General features: G+C 71.4%; 18 protein-coding genes. 1 reads left to right on the top strand and 17 read right to left on the bottom strand.

Annotation, left to right across the window (positions count from 1 at the left end; genetic code table 11):
* Positions 1 to 28: 28 nt before the first annotated feature.
* The 13 genes from nuoI to ACA514_RS15890 all read right to left on the bottom strand — a co-directional run bounded on the left by nuoI (position 29) and on the right by ACA514_RS15890 (position 13,150).
* Positions 29 to 583: an NADH-quinone oxidoreductase subunit NuoI gene (gene nuoI / locus ACA514_RS15950; protein WP_375042081.1), complete on the bottom strand. Its 555-nt coding sequence runs from the start codon at positions 581 to 583 to the stop codon at positions 29 to 31.
* Between the two features lie 43 nt (positions 584 to 626).
* Positions 627 to 1,964 (bottom strand): NADH-quinone oxidoreductase subunit NuoH, encoded by a 1,338-nt coding sequence (gene nuoH / locus ACA514_RS15945; RefSeq protein WP_375041899.1) that lies wholly within the window; start codon positions 1,962 to 1,964, stop codon positions 627 to 629.
* Complete coding sequence (locus tag ACA514_RS15940) at positions 1,961 to 4,426, bottom strand: NADH-quinone oxidoreductase subunit G (protein WP_375041898.1); 2,466 nt, start codon at positions 4,424 to 4,426, stop codon at positions 1,961 to 1,963. The genes nuoH and ACA514_RS15940 overlap by 4 nt, the downstream gene beginning before the upstream one ends.
* Entirely contained in the window at positions 4,423 to 5,721 is a 1,299-nt protein-coding gene (gene nuoF, locus ACA514_RS15935) for an NADH-quinone oxidoreductase subunit NuoF (protein WP_375041897.1), read from the bottom strand. Before nuoF ends, ACA514_RS15940 begins: the two co-directional genes overlap by 4 nt.
* On the bottom strand, positions 5,718 to 6,500 hold the full coding sequence (gene nuoE, locus ACA514_RS15930; RefSeq protein WP_375041896.1) for an NADH-quinone oxidoreductase subunit NuoE: 783 nt from the start codon (positions 6,498 to 6,500) through the stop codon (positions 5,718 to 5,720). The genes nuoF and nuoE overlap by 4 nt, the downstream gene beginning before the upstream one ends.
* Positions 6,497 to 7,843, bottom strand: a complete 1,347-nt coding sequence (locus tag ACA514_RS15925; RefSeq protein WP_375041895.1) for an NADH-quinone oxidoreductase subunit D — start codon at positions 7,841 to 7,843, stop codon at positions 6,497 to 6,499. Before ACA514_RS15925 ends, nuoE begins: the two co-directional genes overlap by 4 nt.
* Positions 7,840 to 8,586 carry an NADH-quinone oxidoreductase subunit C gene (locus ACA514_RS15920; protein ID WP_375041894.1) on the bottom strand — a complete coding sequence of 249 codons (747 nt, stop codon included), beginning with the start codon at positions 8,584 to 8,586 and terminating at the stop codon, positions 7,840 to 7,842. Before ACA514_RS15920 ends, ACA514_RS15925 begins: the two co-directional genes overlap by 4 nt.
* On the bottom strand, positions 8,587 to 9,135 hold the full coding sequence (locus ACA514_RS15915) for a NuoB/complex I 20 kDa subunit family protein (RefSeq protein WP_375041893.1): 549 nt from the start codon (positions 9,133 to 9,135) through the stop codon (positions 8,587 to 8,589).
* Position 9,136: 1 nt separating this feature from the next.
* A complete protein-coding gene (locus ACA514_RS15910; protein ID WP_285920516.1) occupies positions 9,137 to 9,496 on the bottom strand; it encodes an NADH-quinone oxidoreductase subunit A in 360 nt (119 codons plus the stop codon).
* 243 nt (positions 9,497 to 9,739) lie between these two features.
* Positions 9,740 to 10,996 carry a geranylgeranyl reductase family protein gene (locus ACA514_RS15905; RefSeq protein WP_344271317.1) on the bottom strand — a complete coding sequence of 419 codons (1,257 nt, stop codon included), beginning with the start codon at positions 10,994 to 10,996 and terminating at the stop codon, positions 9,740 to 9,742.
* Positions 10,997 to 11,132: 136 nt separating this feature from the next.
* Complete coding sequence (locus ACA514_RS15900; RefSeq protein WP_375041892.1) at positions 11,133 to 11,834, bottom strand: demethylmenaquinone methyltransferase; 702 nt, start codon at positions 11,832 to 11,834, stop codon at positions 11,133 to 11,135.
* A gap of 56 nt (positions 11,835 to 11,890) precedes the next feature.
* Positions 11,891 to 12,130, bottom strand: coding sequence for a DUF4229 domain-containing protein (locus tag ACA514_RS15895; RefSeq protein ID WP_375041891.1), 240 nt, complete (start codon positions 12,128 to 12,130; stop codon positions 11,891 to 11,893).
* A gap of 45 nt (positions 12,131 to 12,175) precedes the next feature.
* Positions 12,176 to 13,150, bottom strand: a complete 975-nt coding sequence (locus tag ACA514_RS15890; RefSeq protein ID WP_375041890.1) for a threonine/serine dehydratase — start codon at positions 13,148 to 13,150, stop codon at positions 12,176 to 12,178.
* Positions 13,151 to 13,406: 256 nt separating this feature from the next.
* Here ACA514_RS15890 and ACA514_RS15885 point away from each other — a divergent pair, with 256 nt between their 5' ends.
* A complete protein-coding gene (locus ACA514_RS15885) occupies positions 13,407 to 13,610 on the top strand; it encodes a BldC family transcriptional regulator (protein ID WP_151543245.1) in 204 nt (67 codons plus the stop codon).
* Positions 13,611 to 13,857: 247 nt separating this feature from the next.
* Here the strand turns inward: ACA514_RS15885 and ACA514_RS15880 are convergent, their stop codons facing one another.
* The 4 genes from ACA514_RS15880 to ACA514_RS15865 all read right to left on the bottom strand — a co-directional run bounded on the left by ACA514_RS15880 (position 13,858) and on the right by ACA514_RS15865 (position 18,042).
* Positions 13,858 to 14,151, bottom strand: a complete 294-nt coding sequence (locus tag ACA514_RS15880) for a hypothetical protein (RefSeq protein WP_375041889.1) — start codon at positions 14,149 to 14,151, stop codon at positions 13,858 to 13,860.
* A 47-nt stretch (positions 14,152 to 14,198) separates the two neighbouring features.
* Entirely contained in the window at positions 14,199 to 15,173 is a 975-nt protein-coding gene (locus ACA514_RS15875) for a hypothetical protein (protein WP_375041888.1), read from the bottom strand.
* Between the two features lie 185 nt (positions 15,174 to 15,358).
* Positions 15,359 to 16,351 carry a c-type cytochrome biogenesis protein CcsB gene (gene ccsB / locus ACA514_RS15870; protein ID WP_375041887.1) on the bottom strand — a complete coding sequence of 331 codons (993 nt, stop codon included), beginning with the start codon at positions 16,349 to 16,351 and terminating at the stop codon, positions 15,359 to 15,361.
* Between the two features lie 5 nt (positions 16,352 to 16,356).
* The gene (locus ACA514_RS15865; RefSeq protein ID WP_375041886.1) at positions 16,357 to 18,042 is read right to left on the bottom strand and encodes a cytochrome c biogenesis protein ResB; all 1,686 of its coding nucleotides are present in this window, start codon (positions 18,040 to 18,042) and stop codon (positions 16,357 to 16,359) included.
* Positions 18,043 to 18,066 lie beyond the last annotated feature (24 nt).

Below are 18,066 nucleotides of genomic sequence, written 5' to 3'. Positions count from 1 at the left end.
TCGAGGTGGGCGGCCTGGAGATGGGCGGTCACTTGCCCTCACCGCCCTTGGCCGGCTTCTCCCGCTTCACCGCGTTGTCGACGCTCGCCCGTCCGCCGCCCTGCGCGGGGACGGTCGGCGCGGCGTCCTCCGGCTGGAGGCCGAGGCGGTAGTAGTCCTCCTCGGTGTCGCCGAGCCGCATCTCGTGCGGCGGCGGCTCCATGCCCTCGCGCAGCGGGGCGAGCAGCATGTCCTTGGTGTAGATCAGGCTCTCGCGGCTGTCGTCGGCGAGCTCGTACTCGTTGGTCATCGTCAGCGCCCGCGTCGGGCACGCCTCGATGCACAGGCCGCAGAGGATGCACCGCAGATAGTTGATCTGGTAGGTGCGGCCGTACCGCTCGCCGGGCGAGTACCGCTCGTCCTCGGTGTTGTCGGCGCCCTCGACGAAGATGGCGTCGGCGGGACAGGCCCAGGCGCACAGCTCGCAGCCGATGCACTTCTCCAGGCCGTCCGGCCACCGGTTGAGCTGGTGCCGCCCGTGGAAGCGCGGGGCGGTCGGCTTCTTCACCTCGGGGTACTGAACGGTCTCGCTCTTCATGAACATCTGGTGGAACGAGACCCCGAACCCCTTGACCGGATTCAGGAAATCAGTGAGTCCCACTGGTGACCTCCTCAGAGGCGGATTCGATCGTGGCCGGGCGGGCCGGCTGCTCGCGGGCCCGGCCGTGGTAGTGGGGGGCGTCCATCGGCGGCACCGGGAACCCGCCCGCCGACGGGTCCCGGGGGGCGGGCGCGTCGGCGCCCGGGACGATCTCGCCGCCGTCGCCGCCGCGGACCATCTCCCACACCACCGTGACCACCAGCACCACGGCGATGGCCCCGGCGGTGATCCACAGGATCTGCTGGATGTCGTAGCCGTCGTTCTTGAACGCCTTGATGGTGGACACCAGCAGGATCCAGGCCAGCGAGACCGGCATCAGGACCTTCCAGCCGAGCTTCATCAGCTGGTCGTAGCGCACCCGCGGCAGCGAGCCGCGCAGCCAGACGAAGAAGAAGATGAACAGCCAGAGCTTGACCAGGAACCACAGCACCGGCCACCAGCCGGAGTTGGCGCCCGACCACACGGTGGAGATCGGCGCGGGCGCCCGCCAGCCGCCGAGGAACAGCGTGGTGGCGAGGGCCGACAGCGTCGCGAGGTTGATGTACTCGGCGAGGAAGAACATCGCGAACTTCAGCGACGAGTACTCGGTGTGGAAGCCGCCGACCAGCTCGCCCTCGCCCTCGGGCAGGTCGAACGGGATGCGGTTCGACTCGCCCATCATCGTGATCACGTACACCACGAAGGACGGCGCGAGCAGCACCGCGAACCAGATGTGGTCCTGCTTGGCGACGATCTCCGAGGTGGACATCGACCCGGCGAACATGAACACCGCGACGAACGACAGCCCCATCGCGATCTCGTAGGAGATCATCTGCGCGGACGAGCGGAGCCCGCCGAGCAGCGAGTACGGCGACATCGACGACCAGCCCGCCAGCACGATCCCGTAGATGCCCATCGACGACATCGCCAGCACCAGCAGCACCGCGACCGGCAGGTCGGTGCCCTGCAGCGCGGTGTGGTGCCCGAAGATCGACACCGTCGGGCCGAACGGGATGATGATGAACGAGATGAACGCCGGCACCGCCGACATCACCGGCGCGAGGACGAACACGACCTTGTCCACCTGGCGGGGGACGATGTCCTCCTTCAGCGCGAGCTTCACGCCGTCGGCGAGGCCCTGCAGCAGGCCCTGCGGGCCGGCGCGGTTCGGGCCGACGCGCAGCTGCATCCGCCCGATGACCCGCCGCTCGACCCACATCGACAGCAGCACGGTCAGCACCAGGAAGACGAAGATGACCAGCACCTTGCCGCCGATCAGCCACCACGGGTCCTTGCCGAACGTGGCGAGCGTGGGATCGGCGGCGGGCGCCGCAAGCGGACTCATCGGGTACCTCCCGCGTTCTCGGTCGGGCGGGCGGGCACGCCGCTCGAGATCTTGACGACGCCGCCCGCCGCCGCGCCCAGGTCCCGGTACAGGGCGCAGCCGGCCGAGTTCGTCGGCAGCCACACCACCCGGTCGGGCAGGTCGGCGGTGACCTCCAGCGGGAGCGTCGCCTCGCCGCGCGGCCCCGACACCGTGACGGCGCCGGTCGCGCCGATCTCCGCCGCGGTCGCGGGCGACAGCCGGGCCACCGCGGCCTTGGCGGTGCCGGCCAGGAACGGCTCGCCGTCCTGCAGCCGGCCCCGGTCCAGCAGCAGCCGCCAGGTCGCCACCAGCGCCTCGCCCTGCTCGGGGTGCGGGGGCAGCGCGTGCGCCACGTCGGGCGCGTCCGGCCGCTCGCCGCGGTGGGCGCCGAGCTGCGCCAGCTCGCGCCGCGCCGCCTCCGGCCCGGGGAGCCCGAGGTGGACGTCCATCTCGTCGGCGAGCGCCTGCAGGACCCGCAGGTCCGACATCCGCCCGGCGGACTTCAGCACGACGTCGAACTGGCGGCCGCGGCCCTCCCAGTCGACGAACGTGCCGGACTTCTCCGCGACGGCCGCGACCGGCAGCACCACGTCGGCGCGGTCGGTGACCGCGCTCGGCCGCTGCTCCAGGCTCACCACGAACGGGGTGGCCTCCAGCGCCCGCAGCGCCGCGTCCGGGTCGGGCAGGTCGTAGGGGTCGACGCCGCCGACGAGCAGCGCGCCGCGCCGGCCCTCCGCCGCGGCCGCGATGATGCCGGCGGTGTCCTCGCCGGGGCCGGCGGGCAGCTCCGCGACGCCCCAGGCGCGGGCGACCTCGGCGCGCGCCTCCGGGTCGGTGACGGGGCGGCCGATCGGCAGCAGCCCGGGCAGCGCCCCGGCCTCGATCGCGCCGCGCTCCCCGGCCCGGCGCGGCACCCACGCGAGCCGGGCGCCGGTGACCTGCGCCAGCCGGACCGCGGAGGTCAGCGCGCCGGGACTGGCGGCGAGCCGCTCGCCCAGCATGATGACGGCGCCGGGCGCCTCCAGCAGCGTGCGGACGCCGGCGAGCGACGGGTCGCCGATCAGCGAGCCGAGCGTCTCCGACTCCGAGCCGGGCGCCGTCGGCAGCAGCGTCCCGCCGACCTTCTGCAGGCCGCGCGTCGCGAACGGCGCGATCCCGTACACCTTCAGCCTGTTCTTGCGGTGCGCCTTGCGGAGCCGCAGGAACACGATCGGGGACTCCTCCTCCGGCTCGAAGCCGGCGAGGACGACCACGGGCGCCTTCTCCAGGTCGGCGTAGGACACCTCGATCGGGCGGCCCGCGACCGAGGAGGCCAGGAACCGCGACTCCTCGTCCGACAGCGCCCGGGCGCGGAAGTCGACGTCGTTGGTGCCGAGCGCGATCCGCGCGAACTTGGCGTAGGCGTAGGCGTCCTCGAGGGTGACCCGGCCGCCGGTCAGCACGCCCGCCGAGCCGCGCGCCGCCGCGAGGCCGCGGGCCGCGACGGTCAGCGCCTCCGGCCACGACGCCGTCTCCAGCTCGCCGTTCTCGTTGCGGATCAGCGGGTGCGTGAGCCGCTCGGGGCGCGTCCCGTAGGTGAACGCCCAGCGGCCCTTGTCGCAGTTCCACTCCTCGTTGACCTGCGGGTCGTCCCCGGCCAGCCGGCGGGTGATCTTCCCGCGCCGGTGGTCGGTGCGCAGCGCGCAGCCGGACGCGCAGTGCTCGCAGACGCTCGGCTGCGACACCAGGTCGAACGGCCGGGACCGGAACCGGTACGCGGCGCCGGTCAGCGCCCCGACCGGGCAGATCTGCACCGTGTTGCCGGAGAAGTAGGACTGGAACGGCTTGCCGTCGGCCGCGCCGACCTGCTCCTTCGCGCCGCGCTCGAACAGGTCGATGAACGCGTCGCCGGCGATCTGGTCGGAGAACCGGGTGCAGCGGGCGCACTGGATGCAGCGCTCCCGGTCCAGCAGCACCTGGCTGGACAGCGGGATCGGCTTGGGGAACGTCCGCTTGGTCTCGGTGAACCGGGTCTCGCCGCGCCCGTTGGACATCGCCTGGTTCTGCAGCGGGCACTCGCCGCCCTTGTCGCAGATCGGGCAGTCCAGCGGGTGGTTGATCAGCAGCAGCTCCATCACGCCGTGCTGCGCCTTGTCGGCGACCGGCGAGGTCAGCTGGGTCTTGACGACCATCCCGGGCATCACCGTGGTGGTGCACGACGCCTGCGGCTTCGGCATCCCGCGCCCGTTGCCCGCGTCGGGGATCTCCACCAGGCACTGCCGGCAGGCCCCGACCGGGTCCAGCAGCGGGTGGTCGCAGAACCGCGGGATCTGGATGCCGAGCAACTCGGCGGCCCGGATGATCAGCGTGCCCTTCGGCACCTCGATCTCGAACCCGTCGATGGTGCACGAGACCATCTCGACGGACTTCTCGACCGCCGACTTGTCGTCGGTGACGGTCACTTGGCACCTCCCCAGAGGGTGGACTTGGCCGGGTCGAACGGGCAGCCGCCCTGCTCGAAGTGCTGGAGGTACTCGTCCCGGAACAGCTTGATCGACGAGACCACCGGGCTCGTCGCGCCGTCGCCGAGGGCGCAGAAGGAGCGGCCGAGGATGTTGTCGGACAGGTCGAGGAGCGTCTCCAGGTCCTCTTCCTTGCCCTGGCCGGCCTCCAGCCGCTTGAGCATCTGCTTGTACCAGTAGGTGCCCTCGCGGCACGGCGTGCACTTGCCGCACGACTCGTGCGCGTAGAACTCCGACCAGCGCAGCACCGCGCGGACGACGCAGGTCGTCTCGTCGAAGATCTGCAGGGCGCGGGTGCCGAGCATCGACCCGGCGGCGCCGACGGACTCGAAGTCCAGCGGGACGTCCAGGTGCTCGTCGGTGAAGATCGGCGTGGACGACCCGCCGGGCGTCCAGAACTTCAGCCGGTGCCCCTCGCGGATCCCGCCCGCCATGTCGAGCAGCTCCCGCAGCGTGATGCCGAGCGGCGCCTCGTACTGGCCGGGCCGGGTGACGTGCCCGGACAGCGAGAAGATCCCGTAGCCCGCCGACTTCTCGGTCCCCATCGAGGTGAACCAGTCGGCGCCGTTCTCCACGATCGAGGGAACGGACGAGATCGACTCGACGTTGTTGATGACGGTGGGGCCGCCATAAAGGCCCGACACCGCCGGGAAGGGGGGCTTGAGCCTGGGCTGACCGCGGAACCCTTCGAGGGAGTCCAGCAGCGCCGTCTCCTCGCCGCAGATGTAGGCGCCGGCGCCGGTGTGCACGACCACGTCCAGGTCGTAGCCGGAGCCGAGGATGTCCGTGCCGATGTACCCGGCCTCGCGCGCCTCGGCGACCGCCTGCTGCAACCGGCGGATCACGTGCAGTACCTCGCCGCGCACGTAGATGAACGCCTGGTTCGACTTGATGGCGTAGGAGCTGATGATGACGCCCTCCACGAGGACGTGCGGGTTCGCCATCATCAGCGGGATGTCCTTGCAGGTCCCCGGCTCCGACTCGTCGGCGTTGACGACGAGGTAGCGCGGGTTCGGGCTCTCGGCGGGCAGGAACCCCCACTTCATGCCGGTGGGGAACCCGGCGCCGCCGCGGCCGCGCAGGCCGGAGTCCTTGACCAGCTGGACGATGTCGTCCGGCGCCATCCCGAGCGCCTTGCGCAGGGAGCGGTAGCCGCCCTCGCGCTCGTAGCCCGCGAGGGTGAACGAGTCGGCCTGGTCCCAGTTCTTCGTGAGGATCGGGGTGAGCGTTGTCACTGGTTGCGACCCTCCTGGCTGCCCGGCTTCACATCGCCGCCGATCGGCTTGCCCGGCTCGTTGGGCGGCGGATCGGTGACCTCCTGCGGCTTGACCGGCTCCGCGGGCTGCTCACGGTCGGCGTCCGCCGGCGGGGCCTCCCAGCCGCGCTGCTTCGCGAGCTCCAGCCCGCGCAGCGACTCGGGCCCGGCCTGCACGCCCTCGTGGGCGCGGCCGTCGGGGAACCCGGCGAGCACCCGGGACGCGTCCTTCCAGCTGCACAGCCTGTCCGGCCCGCGCGAAGGAAGCACTTCCTTACCTGAGCGCAGGTCGTCGACCAGCCGCTTGGCCTTCTCGGGAGTCATGTTGTCGAAGAACTCCCAGTTGACCATCATCACCGGCGCGAAGTCGCAGGCCGCGTTGCACTCGATCCGCTCCAGGCTGACCTTGCCGTCCGGGGTGGCCTCGTCGTGCCCGACCCCGGTGTGCTCGGTCAGCTCGTTCCAGATCTGGTCGCCGCCCATCACCGCGCACAGCGTGTTGATGCACACGCCCACGTGGAACTCGCCGACCGGCTCGTGCTTGTACTGCGTGTAGAACGTCGACACGCCCGTCACCTGCGCCGGCGTGATGCCGAGCTGCTCGGCGCAGAACTCGATGCCGTCCTGCGAGACGTGCCCCTCCTCCGACTGCACCAGGTGCAGCAGCGGGAGCAGCGCCGACCGCGGCTTCGGATACCGGCCGATGATCTGCTTGGCGTCGCGTTCGAGGCGCTCGCGCACCTCCGGTTCGAACGTCATCGGTCCACTCCCCCCATGACCGGGTCGATGCTGGCGACGGCGGCGATGACGTCGGCGATCATGCCGCCCTCCGCCATGGCCGGCGTGGCCTGCAGGTTGACGAAGGACGGCTCGCGGAAGTGCACGCGGTACGGGCGGGTGCCGCCGTCGCTGACCACGTGCGCGCCGAGCTCGCCGCGCGGCGACTCGATGTGCGAGTACGCCTGCCCCGCCGGCACCCGGAAGCCCTCCGTCACCAGCTTGAAGTGGTGGATCAGGGCCTCCATCGAGGTGCCCATGATGTGCGCGATGTGCCGGGGCGAGTTGCCCATCCCGTCCGCGCCGATCGCCAGCTGCGCCGGCCAGCCGATCTTCTTGTCCTCGATCATGACCGGGCCCTTGACCGACTGCAGCCGCTCCACGCACTGCTCGACGATCTTCAGCGACTCCTCCATCTCCTGCATCCGGACGAGATAGCGCCCGTACACGTCGCAGGTGTCCTGCGTCGCGACCTCGAAGTCGTAGGTCTCGTAGCCGCAGTAGGGCTGTGACTTGCGCAGATCCCACGGCAGGCCGGTCGCGCGGAGCATGGGGCCGGTGATGCCCAGCGACATGCACCCGGTAAGGTCGAGATACGCGATGTCCCTGGTCCGGGCCAGATAGACGGGGTTGGCGTCCATCAGCTTCCGCAGCGCCTGGATCCGCTTGGGCATCCGGTCGAGATAGTCGCGGATCTTGCTGAGCGCACCGCTCGGCAGGTCCTGGGCAACGCCGCCCGGACGGACATACGCCATGTTCATCCGCAGACCCGTGATCTCCTCGAAGAGGTCAAGGGTGTACTCGCGCTCGACGAAGCCGTTCAGCATGACGGTCGTCGCGCCCAGCTCGAGGCCGAACGTGGCGATGGCGACCAGATGGGAGGAGATCCGGTTCAGCTCCATCATCATCACGCGGATGATCTGGGCCCGTTCCGGCACCTGGTCGGTGACGCCCAGCAGCTTCTCCACGCCCAGGCAGTACGCCGTCTCGTTGAAGATCGGCGCGAGGTAGTCCATCCGCGTGCAGAACGTGGTGCCCTGCGTCCAGGTGCGGAACTCCATGTTCTTCTCGATGCCGGTGTGCAGGTAGCCGATGCCCACCCGGCAGTCGTCGACGGTCTCGCCGTCGAGCGTGAGGATCAGCCGCAGGACGCCGTGCGTGGACGGGTGCTGCGGGCCCATGTTGACCACGAGCCGCTCGTCCCCGAGGTCCTCCGCGCCGGCGACGACCTGGTCCCAGTCCTGGCCGTTGACGTCGAACACGCGGCCCTCGGCCGCCTCCTCGGCGGCGTAGGCGTCGTACTCGGTGTACTTCGTTGAGCTCATACGTACGACCGCCTCTCGTCCGGCGGGGGGATCTCCGCGCCTCGGTACTCGACGGGGATGCCGCCGAGCGGGTAGTCCTTGCGCTGCGGATGGCCGACCCAGTCGTCGGGCATCTCGATGCGGGTGAGCGCGGGGTGGCCGTCGTAGACGATCCCGAAGAAGTCGTAGGTCTCGCGCTCGTGCCAGTCGCAGGTGGGGTACACCGGCACCAGCGACGGGACGTGCGGGTCGGCGTCCGGGCAGGTCACCTCGAGCCGGACGCGCCGGTTGTGGGTGATCGACAGCAGGTGCACGACCGAGTGCAGCTCGGCGCCCGCGTCCTTCGGGTAGTGCACGCCGGACACGCCGGAGCACAGCTCGAAGCGCAGCGACGGCTCGTCCCGCATGGTGCGCGCAACGTCGAGGAGCCGCTCGCGCTTGACGAAGAACGTCAGCTCGCCGCGGTGCACGACGACGCGCTCGATCGCGTCGCCGAAGTCGGGGAGCGCCCGCTCCAGCTCGTCGGCGACCTCGTCGAACTCGCCGGCCTCGGCGGCGCCGCCGGGCCCGCCGTAGGGGCGCGGCGCGGTGACCTTGGGGCTCTGCCGGATGACCAGCCCCCCGTATCCGGAGGTGTCGCCGGTCGTCTTGGCGCCGAACATGCCCTGGCGGGCGATCGGCTGCTCGCGGCGCTCCTCCTCGGCCTGCGCGGGGAGCTGGTCGGCGCCCTGCTCGGCCCTCTGCTCAGGGTTCTCCGAAGACATCTAAACCGTTCCTTGTCCCAGCAGCGGCAGCTGGCGGCGCTTGGCCTCTTCCAGCTCGACGATCTGCTTCTGGCGCTGCGGGCCGAGCTTGGTGTTCTGGATCTTGTCGTGCAGCTTGAGGATCGCGTCCAGCAGCATCTCCGGCCGCGGCGGGCAGCCGGGCAGGTAGATGTCCACCGGGACGATGTGGTCGACGCCCTGCACGATCGCGTAGTTGTTGAACATGCCGCCGGACGAGGCGCACACGCCCATCGCGATGACCCACTTGGGCTCGGTCATCTGGTCGTAGATCTGCCGCAGCACCGGGGCCATCTTCTGGCTCACCCGGCCCGCGACGATCATCAGGTCGGCCTGCCGCGGCGTCGCGGAGGCGCGCTCCATCCCCCAGCGGGAGAAGTCGTGCCGCGGGTCGCCGGTGGCCATCATCTCGATCGCGCAGCACGCCAGGCCGAACGTCGCCGGCCACACCGAGCTCTTGCGCGCCCACCCGGCGACCTGCTCGACCGTCGTCAGCAGGAACCCGCTCGGGAGTTTCTCCTCTAGACCCATCTCAGTCCCACTCCAGACCGCCGCGGCGCCAGATGTAGGCGTAGGCGACGAGAACGGTGACGATGAAAAGGACCATCTCCACGAGCCCGAACATGCCCATGTGGTCGAAGGCGACGGCCCACGGGTACAGGAAGATGATCTCGATGTCGAAGACGATGAACAGCATCGCCGTCAGGTAGTACTTGACGGGGAACCGCCCGCCGCCGACCGGCTGCGGGGTCGGCTCGATGCCGCACTCGTAGGCGTCCAGCCGCGCGCGGTTCCAGCGCTTGGGGCCGGTGAGCGAGGCCATCGCCACCGAGCCGACGGCGAACAGCGCGGCGAGCACTCCCAGCACGATGATCGGAACATAGAGATCCATGCGTCTCTACCGCCCCTCCTCGGTACGTACGACGCTGTACGGGGCGCGGGGTCCGGGGCCGGACCGGCGCGCCTCGGCGGCGTGACCCTCCACACGCTCGTGAAAATTCTCACGAGCACGGGTCGCCACCCTAGCCAAGGTGATCAATAGCACTCCCCTCAGGGGGTCGGGTAATGCACTTTAGTCCGCTCACCTGCGGCTTCGCGGGCAACAGCGATATCTTCGGGAGCTCTCGGGGACCGCTCATGCCGCCGGCGCCGCCTTCTGCATCGCGTTGATGACCCGGTCCATCGCGTCGCCGCCCTTCGGGTCGGTGAGGTTGGCGAGCAGCTTGAGGGTGAACCGCATCAGGGTCGGGTGCGGCAGGCCGTGCGCGGTCAGGAACTTCATGATCCGCGGGTCGCCGATGGCCTGCACGAACACCCGGGCCAGCGTGAAGTAGCCGCCGTGCTCGTCCTTCAGGATGCGCGGGTACTCGTACAGGGTCCGCTCGCGCTGCGCCGGGGTGCGGCGGGCGAGCGCCTGCACCATGATGTCGGCGGCCAGCCGGCCGGACTCCAGCGCGTAGTCGATGCCCTCGCCGTTGAACGGGTTGATCATGCCGCCGGCGTCGCCGACCAGCAGCATCCCGCGGGTGTAGTGCGGCTGCCGGTTGAAGCCCATCGGCAGCGCCGCGCCGCGGATCTTCGAGGTCGCGTGCTCCTCGTCGAACTGCCAGTCCTCCGGCATCTGCGCGCACCAGCGCTTCATCATGCCGCGGTAGTCGACGTTCTGGAACGCCTTGCTGGTGTTGAGCAGGCCGAGCCCGACGTTGGACGTGCCGTCGCCGACGCCGAACACCCAGCCGTAGCCGGGGAGCAGGCGCTCGCCGTCCCACAGTTCGAGCCACGCCTCCATGTACTCGTCGTCGTGGCGCGGCGTCTGGAAGTAGCGCCGGACGGCGACGCCCATCGGGCGGTCCTCGCGGCGGCGCAGCCCCATCGCCAGCGACAGCCGGGTCGAGTTGCCGTCGGCCGCGACGACCAGCGGCGCGTGGAACTCGACCTCCTGGCCCTCGTAGGTCGCGGTCACGCCCTTGATGCGGTCGGTGCGGTCGTCGACGATCGGGCCGGTCACGTTGCAGCCCTGCAGCAGCTCGGCGCCGGCCTTGGCGGCGTGCTCGGCGAGCAGCTGGTCGAGGTCGGTGCGCTTGCGGACGAGGCCGAAGTCGGGGAAGCTCGCCAGCTCCGGCCAGGGCAGCTCGACCTTGACGCCGCCGCCGTAGATGCGCAGCCCCTTGTTGCGCCCCCAGCCGGGGTCGTTGATGTCGACGCCCATCCCGATGAGCGCGCGGACCGCGCGCGGGGTGAGTCCGTCGCCGCAGATCTTGTCGCGCGGGAAGGTGGCCTTCTCCAGCAGCAGCACGTCCAGCCCGGCCTGCGCGAGCCAGTAGGCGGTCGACGATCCGGCGGGGCCTGCCCCGACGACGATGACGTCCGCGTGTCGGGTGGAGTCGGTCACAGCGTTCCTCTTTAGCTCGTTCGCTTGTGAAGTACTTCACAAGGATCCGGTGGGGAGTCTATTCCTTTATCACGACCGGTGGGTACTTCTGGGCCGGTTCTGTTTTGGACCGGTCCCAAACCCGCCGGGCGGACGATCAGCCGGGGTTGATCGCATGGTGCATCGCCGCCACCCCGAAGGTGAGGTCGCGCCAGCGCACCCGCGTCCAGCCCGCGTCCTGGACGAGCCGCGCCAGCCCCGCCTGGTCGGGCCAGGCGAGCGTCGACTCGGCGAGGTAGCGGTAGGAGTCGGGATTGGAGCTGACCCGCGCCAGCAGCGGCAGCCCGTACCTGAGGTGCGTCTTGTGACCGAGCGCCAGCAGCGCGTTCGGCGGGTGGCTGACCTCGCAGATCAGCAGCCGCCCGCCCGGCTTGGCGACGCGCCGCAGTTCGCGCAGCGCCCGCCCGGTGTCGGCGACGTTGCGCAGCCCGAAGGAGATCGTCACGGCGTCGAAGGAGCCATCGGCGAACGGCAGCCGCAGCGCGTCGCCCGCCGCGAAGCTCAGCCGCGGCACGCCCGCCTGCCGGCGCACCCCCACCCGGAGCATGCCGAGGGAGAAGTCGCACGCCACGGTCTGCGCGCCCGCCTCCGCGAACGGCACCGAGGACGTCCCGGTCCCGGCGGCGAGGTCGAGGATCCGCTCGCCCGGCCGCGCGTCCAGCGCCCGGACGGCCGCCCGCCGCCAGCGCCGGTCCTGCCCGCCCGTCATCAGCGTGTTCAGCAGGTCGTACCGCTCGGCGGTGCCGTCGAACATCGCCGCCACGTCGGCGGGCTTCTTATCCAAGGAGGCGCGGGTCATGGGGCCAGCCTATTGGTCGCCCCGTCCGCGCCGGCGAGGCGCCCGCGCGGTCCGGGCTAGGCGTCTTCCTTCGTCTGGGCGCGCTGGAACTTGGCCCGCTGGGAGCTCAGGCCGGACATCACCGCGGCCGACATCCGGTCGCGCTGGCCCGACAGCAGCACGAAGCTGACGATGCCGCTGATCAGCAGCGACAGCAGCAGCAGGAGGAACCCGCGGGCCCCGAACAGCGCGAGCACACCGGCCGTGGCCGCGAAGATCGCCAGCCGGCCGGAGGTATAGAACAGTACGGAACGCATGACCCTTCGACTGTACCCCCGCCCCTGGGCGATCTTTCCGGGGGGCTACTTGAGGACGTCGAGGAAGAGGGCCGGGTCCACGTTGCCGCCGGACAGTATGGAGACGTAGGTACCGGCGGCCGGCAATTCGGCGCGGTGGTAGAGGTAGGCGGCGGTGGCGACGGCGCCGGCGGGTTCGGCGATGAGGCGGGCCTCGCGGGCGAGGCGGCGCATGGTGCCGCGGATCTCGTCCTCGGTGACGGTGACGATCCCGTCGACGTGCGCCTGCATGTGCGCGAACGGCAGGTCGCCGACCCGCTGGACGCGCAGGGCGTCGGCGATGGTGCGGCCGGTCTTCTCGGCGTCCCAGGTGACGGGGCGCCCCTCGCGCATCGAGTCGCGGGCGTCCGCGGCGAGCTCCGGTTCGACGCCGATCACCTTGGCCTCGGGGCGGAGCGCCTTCACGGCGGCGGCGACGCCGGAGAGCAGGCCGCCGCCGCTGACCGGGACGAGCACGACGTCCACGTCCGGGCGGTCCTGGACGATCTCCAGCCCGGCGGTGCCCTGGCCGGCGATGATCCGGGCGTCGTCGTAGGGCGGGACGAGGGTGAAGCCGTGCGCGGCGGCGAGCTTCTCGGCGGTCTCCTCGCGCGCCTGCGAGGTCGGCTCGACGTAGACGATCTCGGCGCCGAGCGCCATGCAGGCGTCCACCTTCACGCCGGGGGTGGTGTGCGGCATGACCAGGACGGCCGGGATGCCCAGCGCGCGGGCCGTGTAGGCGACGGCCTGGGCGTGGTTGCCGCTGGAGTGCGTGACGACGCCGCGCTCGCGCTGCTCCTCGGGCAGCGAGGAGATGGTCGCGTACGCGCCGCGCAGCTTGAACGCGCCGACCGGCTGCAGGGACTCGGCCTTCACGAGCAGGGACGGCCCGCCGGCGGCGGACCGGTCCGCGGGGAACGGGACGAGCGGCGTGCGCAGGGTGACGCCGACGAGCCGTTCGGCGGCGCGCTCGATCTCCGGCAGCGAAACAAGATCGGACATGGTCACGAGGGTATGGGGTCGGCCGCGGCGGCCGTTCACGCGACTGTCAGGACGCCGTTGCGAGCGTGACACGGCAGGTCAAGTGTGGTGTGCGAGCCCCCGGAGGCCCAGGTGGCGAGCACCGACCGTCATTCGCGCTGCTCGGGTCACTACGCAGCGTGATCTTTTCCGAAAACAAGGGAGAAATCGGTCTTGACCCGCCACACTGTTAAACAGTCCACCCGCGCCGAGAGCGGGACAAAGGGGGAGAGAAAACGTGGAGAGCACGAGCGAGCGCCTGCTGACCCCAGGGGAAGTCGCCGCCCTCTTCCGGGTCGATCCGAAGACGGTCACCCGGTGGGCCGCGGCCGGCCGGATCAGCAGCATCCGGACTCCCGGCGGCCACCGCCGCTTCCGTGAGTCCGAGGTCCACGCGCTGCTGCGCGGCGAGGAACCGGTCGCCGAGCACTCGGTCCACTGACCCCGACGAAGTCGGCCGGGGGGCGTGGGGGGTCGTCCCCCCTCGAGAAGAACTGACCCCGACGAAGTCGGCCGGGGGGTGCGGGGGGTCGTCCCCCTCGAGAAGAACTTACCCCGACCGGCTGGTCGGAAAAGGCACAGGGCCGTCCCCCCTCGGAAGGCACTGACCCCGGAGCACCGCCCGGACCGCCGCGCGCACGCGGCCGGTCCATCAGCCCGGGCGGCCGGGGTCGCGCGATCCGGCACGGCTACTCCTCCGCCTCGCCGGCCCGCCATTCCTCGAACCGGCGCGCCAGCTCGGCGTCCTCGTCCCGCCAGCGGCGCCGCCTGTCCGCCAGCTCCTGCTCGGTGAGCGACTGGCCGAGGAGCCGGTCGTAGTCGGGATCGCCCGGCCCGATCTCCACGTAGGCGTCGGCGATGATCCGCCCGCCCCGCTCCCGATCCGCACGGTCGTCCCCGGCGTCCGGTCCGTCGTCCCCGGGTTCGGCGAGGACGCTGTGCGGCACCCGGAGCGTGCCGTCGGGGAGCCGGATCACGTACATCGTCGATCACCCTCGGAGTCCATCGCCTTCGCCGGCATCGCGGTGTCCTAGATGCCGTATCTGCGGTTGAAGAAGAGCATGACTTCCAGCGCCGTCCTGATGTTGCCGGCGAGCATATCCACCAGCGCCGGACGCTGCCGGGACGAGATCGCCGCGAACGCGTCGGCGAAGAACTCCCGCCGGCCGAGCGCGTCGGGCTGCCGGTGGAAGTCGCTGGCCAGGTGCGGGCGGCACAGCTCGTACAGCTCCCGGAAGGCGGGGCTGTCGGAGGTCCACCCGCCGGCCTCGCCGTCGATGTCGTCCAGCGCGTGCCCGACCTCGTGCAGCATCACGTCCGGGGTCGGCGACGGCCGGTCCCCCACGATGATCTTGCGGTCGCCGTAGGCGCCGGCGCAGATGTCCCAGGTGGCGCGGCCGGACGGCAGCGGCCGGTCGCGCAGGTGGCCCATGTCGTCCAGCTGCGGGACGCCGCCGGGCCCGACGTAGATGCCGTCCAGGCCGCCCGCGAGCTTCTCCTTGAGCGTCTCGGGCAGCGACGCGAGGCTGTCGACGGCCCGGATCACCTCGGGGGTCGGCGGGCCCTGCCGCGCGTCCCACTGCCGGTACAGCACGCTCTCCAGCACGCCGCAGTGCCGCCGCCCGTCCGACACGTGCGGCATGCCCGGCGGGTACGGCTCGGCGCGCAGGGCGTCGTCGAGCTCGAAGTCGCTCCACGCGTAGTCGCCGGCGCGCGGACGCCCCGCGCCGCGCCGCCCGTACCGTCCGGGGCGGGTGTCGGCGGTGTCCGGGCCGTCGGCGCCGGGGGCGAGCGCGAAGTCGTCGTCGCGGCCCGCCTTGCGGAACCGGCCGAACCGGTCGCGGGGCTGGTTGCCGCGCGGCCGCAGGTGCGCGGGCTCGGGGCGCTGCCCCGCGTCCGGCGGCGACGGCGCGTACGCGGCGTCGTCCCTGCGGACCGCCGCGCCCCGGGAGGCCTCCCGATTCCTCAGCTCCCGGGGCTTTCGGTGGACGCCTTTGAAGCGCATCGGGCTCCTCTGTCAGCGGGGCCCGCGGTGTCGCCGAGCGAGTGGGCCCCCGAGGCAGGGTAAGCCGGAACCCGACACGGCGTCATCCCCGCGAGTCACCGCGAATCGGACGGGCGCGGATGTGCGAGGACCGCGGCGCCCGCCGGAAGCGGTGGCCGCGGCCCCCCTGAGGTGCTCGGTTCGGCTCAGGCGTAGGAGTGCATGCCCGAGAACATGTAGTTGACGCCGAAGAAGTTGAACAGCAGGCAGCCGAAGCCGACCAGCGACAGGATCGCCGCCTTGCGGCCCTTCCAGCCGGCCGTCGCGCGCGCGTGCAGGTAGGCGGCGTAGACGATCCAGGTGACGAAGGACCAGACCTCCTTGGGGTCCCAGCCCCAGTAGCGGCCCCACGCCTGGTCGGCCCAGATGGCGCCCATGATGATGGCGGCCGTCCAGATCGGGAAGGCGAACATCGTCACCCGCATCGACAGCCGGTCGAGGTCCTCGGCGGACGGGATGCGCGACAGCACGCCGCCGCCGACCCCGGCCTCGCTCGCCTCCGCGCGGGACTTCAGCAGGTACAGGATCGTCGCGGCGCCCGCCACCGTGAACGAGCCGGTGGCGATGATCGCGGCGGTGACGTGGATCGCGATCCAGTAGGAGTTGAGCGCCGGGCTGACCGGGCCCGCCGAGTCGTACAGCCAGATGTTGTCGACGCCGAGCGCGATCACCACGGCGGCCATCACGAACGCGCCGAGGAAGCGCGCCTTGTACCGCAGCGCCACGATCATGAACGCGGTCACGGCGGCGAACGACAGCGCCGTCATGAACTCGTACATGTTGCCCCACGGCCAGCGGTGCACCGCCAGGCCGCGGGTCACCAGGATGCCGAGGTGCGCCGCCCAGCCGAGCACGTTCAGCACGATCGCGAGCCGCGCCCAGTCGGTCCGGCGGCCCTCCGGCACGGCCGCCTCGCCGGTCTCCCCGGCGGCGGCTCCGCCGGCCGGGGCGTCCGCCACGGCCTCGGCGCCGGCCGCGCCGACGAGGACCTTGGCCTCGGCCTTCTCCTCGGCGATGACCGCCACGGAGCGGCGGCCGAAGCCGAGGTCGGCCGCGTAGGCGACCAGCGCGACGATGTACAGCACCACGGTGGTCAGCATGAGCTTGTCGCTCAGGTTCGCGAGGTCGGCGTTGCTCACCTCGGTCACTCCTTCGGTTCGGTTGCCGACCCGGAACCCCGATCGGCGCCGGGTTCCGCTTCGGACCCGTTCTGTTCTGGCTCGGTGCCGTCCCGCCCGGTGGCGTCCGCGCCGTCCGGGCCGCGCAGGGCGGTCACGATCTCGTCGAACTCCGAGGTCGGGTTCCCGAGCGTGAGCCCGCCGACCTCCACCACCGTACGCCCGCCCGTCCCGGCGCTCGCACGGACCCACACCCTGCGCCGCCGGACGAGGAACGAGGTCGCCACGCCCAGCACCGCGAGCACCGCCGCGATCAGCGCGGGGATGCGCCCGGGGTCGTGGTTGACCGACAGGGTCGCGTACTCGGCCATCCCGTCGAAGGTGATCGAGCCCGCGTTGCCCGGGAGCTTGAACGTCTCCCCCGGCTCCAGCAGCTTCTCCCCGCCCTTGATCGGCTGGAGGGTCTTGCCGATGCCCTCCAGCTTGTACACCGACTGCGGGGTGCCGGAGTCCAGGCCGAGGTCGCCCTTGAACGAGGACAGGGTGATGACCGGGCGCAGCGCGCCGGGGAACGCCGAGACGATCTGCTTGCCGTCCTCGCTGGCGACCGCCGTCGGCCACAGGATCGCGTAGAAGGCGAGCTGGTCGGGCTCGGCGTCCGGGACCTTGATGACGCCCTCGGACGTCAGGTTGCGCGGCTCCATCGCCAGGAACGGGACGGTGTCCTGGAAGGCGACGTCGCCCTTGGCGTCCTTCACGGTGAACTTCGGCGCGTACCCGTGGCCGAGCAGGTACACCTTCGCGCCGCCGACCTTCAGCGGATGGTTGAGCCGCAGGTCGTACTTCTCGTCCTTGCCGGACGGCCGGTCCCGGTAGTGGATCCAGGCGTCGAACGCGGTGGCCTGCCCGCGCTTGTCGCCCTTCACCTCGTACTCGGCCTTGAAGTCGTCGAGGCTGACGGTGAACGGGGCGAGGTCGCCGTCGTCGAACAGCCGCCCCGGGGTGAACTCGTCGTACTGGCCGAGCGAGTTGGCGAACGTCTTGCCCTCGGTGATCAGCACGCTGCCCCGGTAGCCGAACAGGTTGCCCGCGCCGAGCGCGAAGAGCAGCCCGAGCAGCGCCAGGTGGAAGACCAGGTTGCCGGTCTCCCCCAGGTAGCCCTTCTCGGCGGACGCGGCGCCGTCCGACACGTCCACCCGGAACCGCCGGCCGCGCAGCACCTTCCGCGCCTCGGCGAGGACGTCGTCCGGCGCGCCGTCGGTCTCGTACGTCACCGACTGCGGCAGCCGCCCCAGGTTGCGCGGCGCCGCCGGCGGGCGGGCCCGCATCGACTGGAAGTGCTTGACCGCGCGCGGGATCACGCAGCCCGCCAGCGACACGAACAGCAGGATGTAGATCGCCGCGAACCACGGCGCGGAGAACACGTCGAACAGCGACAGCTTGTCGAAGAACGGGCCGAGCGTCTTGTGGTCGGACAGGTACGCGGCGACCTTCTCCGGCGCCTGCCCCCGCTGCGGCAGCGCGGACCCGGGCACGCTCCCCAGCGCCACCAGGAACAGCAGGATCAGCGCCGTGCGCATGGTGGTGAGCTGCCGCCAGCCCCACCGCAGCCAGCCCAGCGGGCCGATGCCCCTCGGCCGCGGCACCTCCTCGGGGGCCTGCCGCGCGGCGGGCGCCTGCGTGCCCGTTTCGATGTCCTTGATGTCGCTCATATCAATGCCTCTGCCGATCCGTCG

Source organism: Actinomadura sp. NTSP31 (genome assembly GCF_041951385.1).
GTDB lineage: Bacteria > Actinomycetota > Actinomycetes > Streptosporangiales > Streptosporangiaceae > Spirillospora > Spirillospora napierensis.
This window is presented reverse-complemented; position numbering and strand designations above follow the sequence as displayed.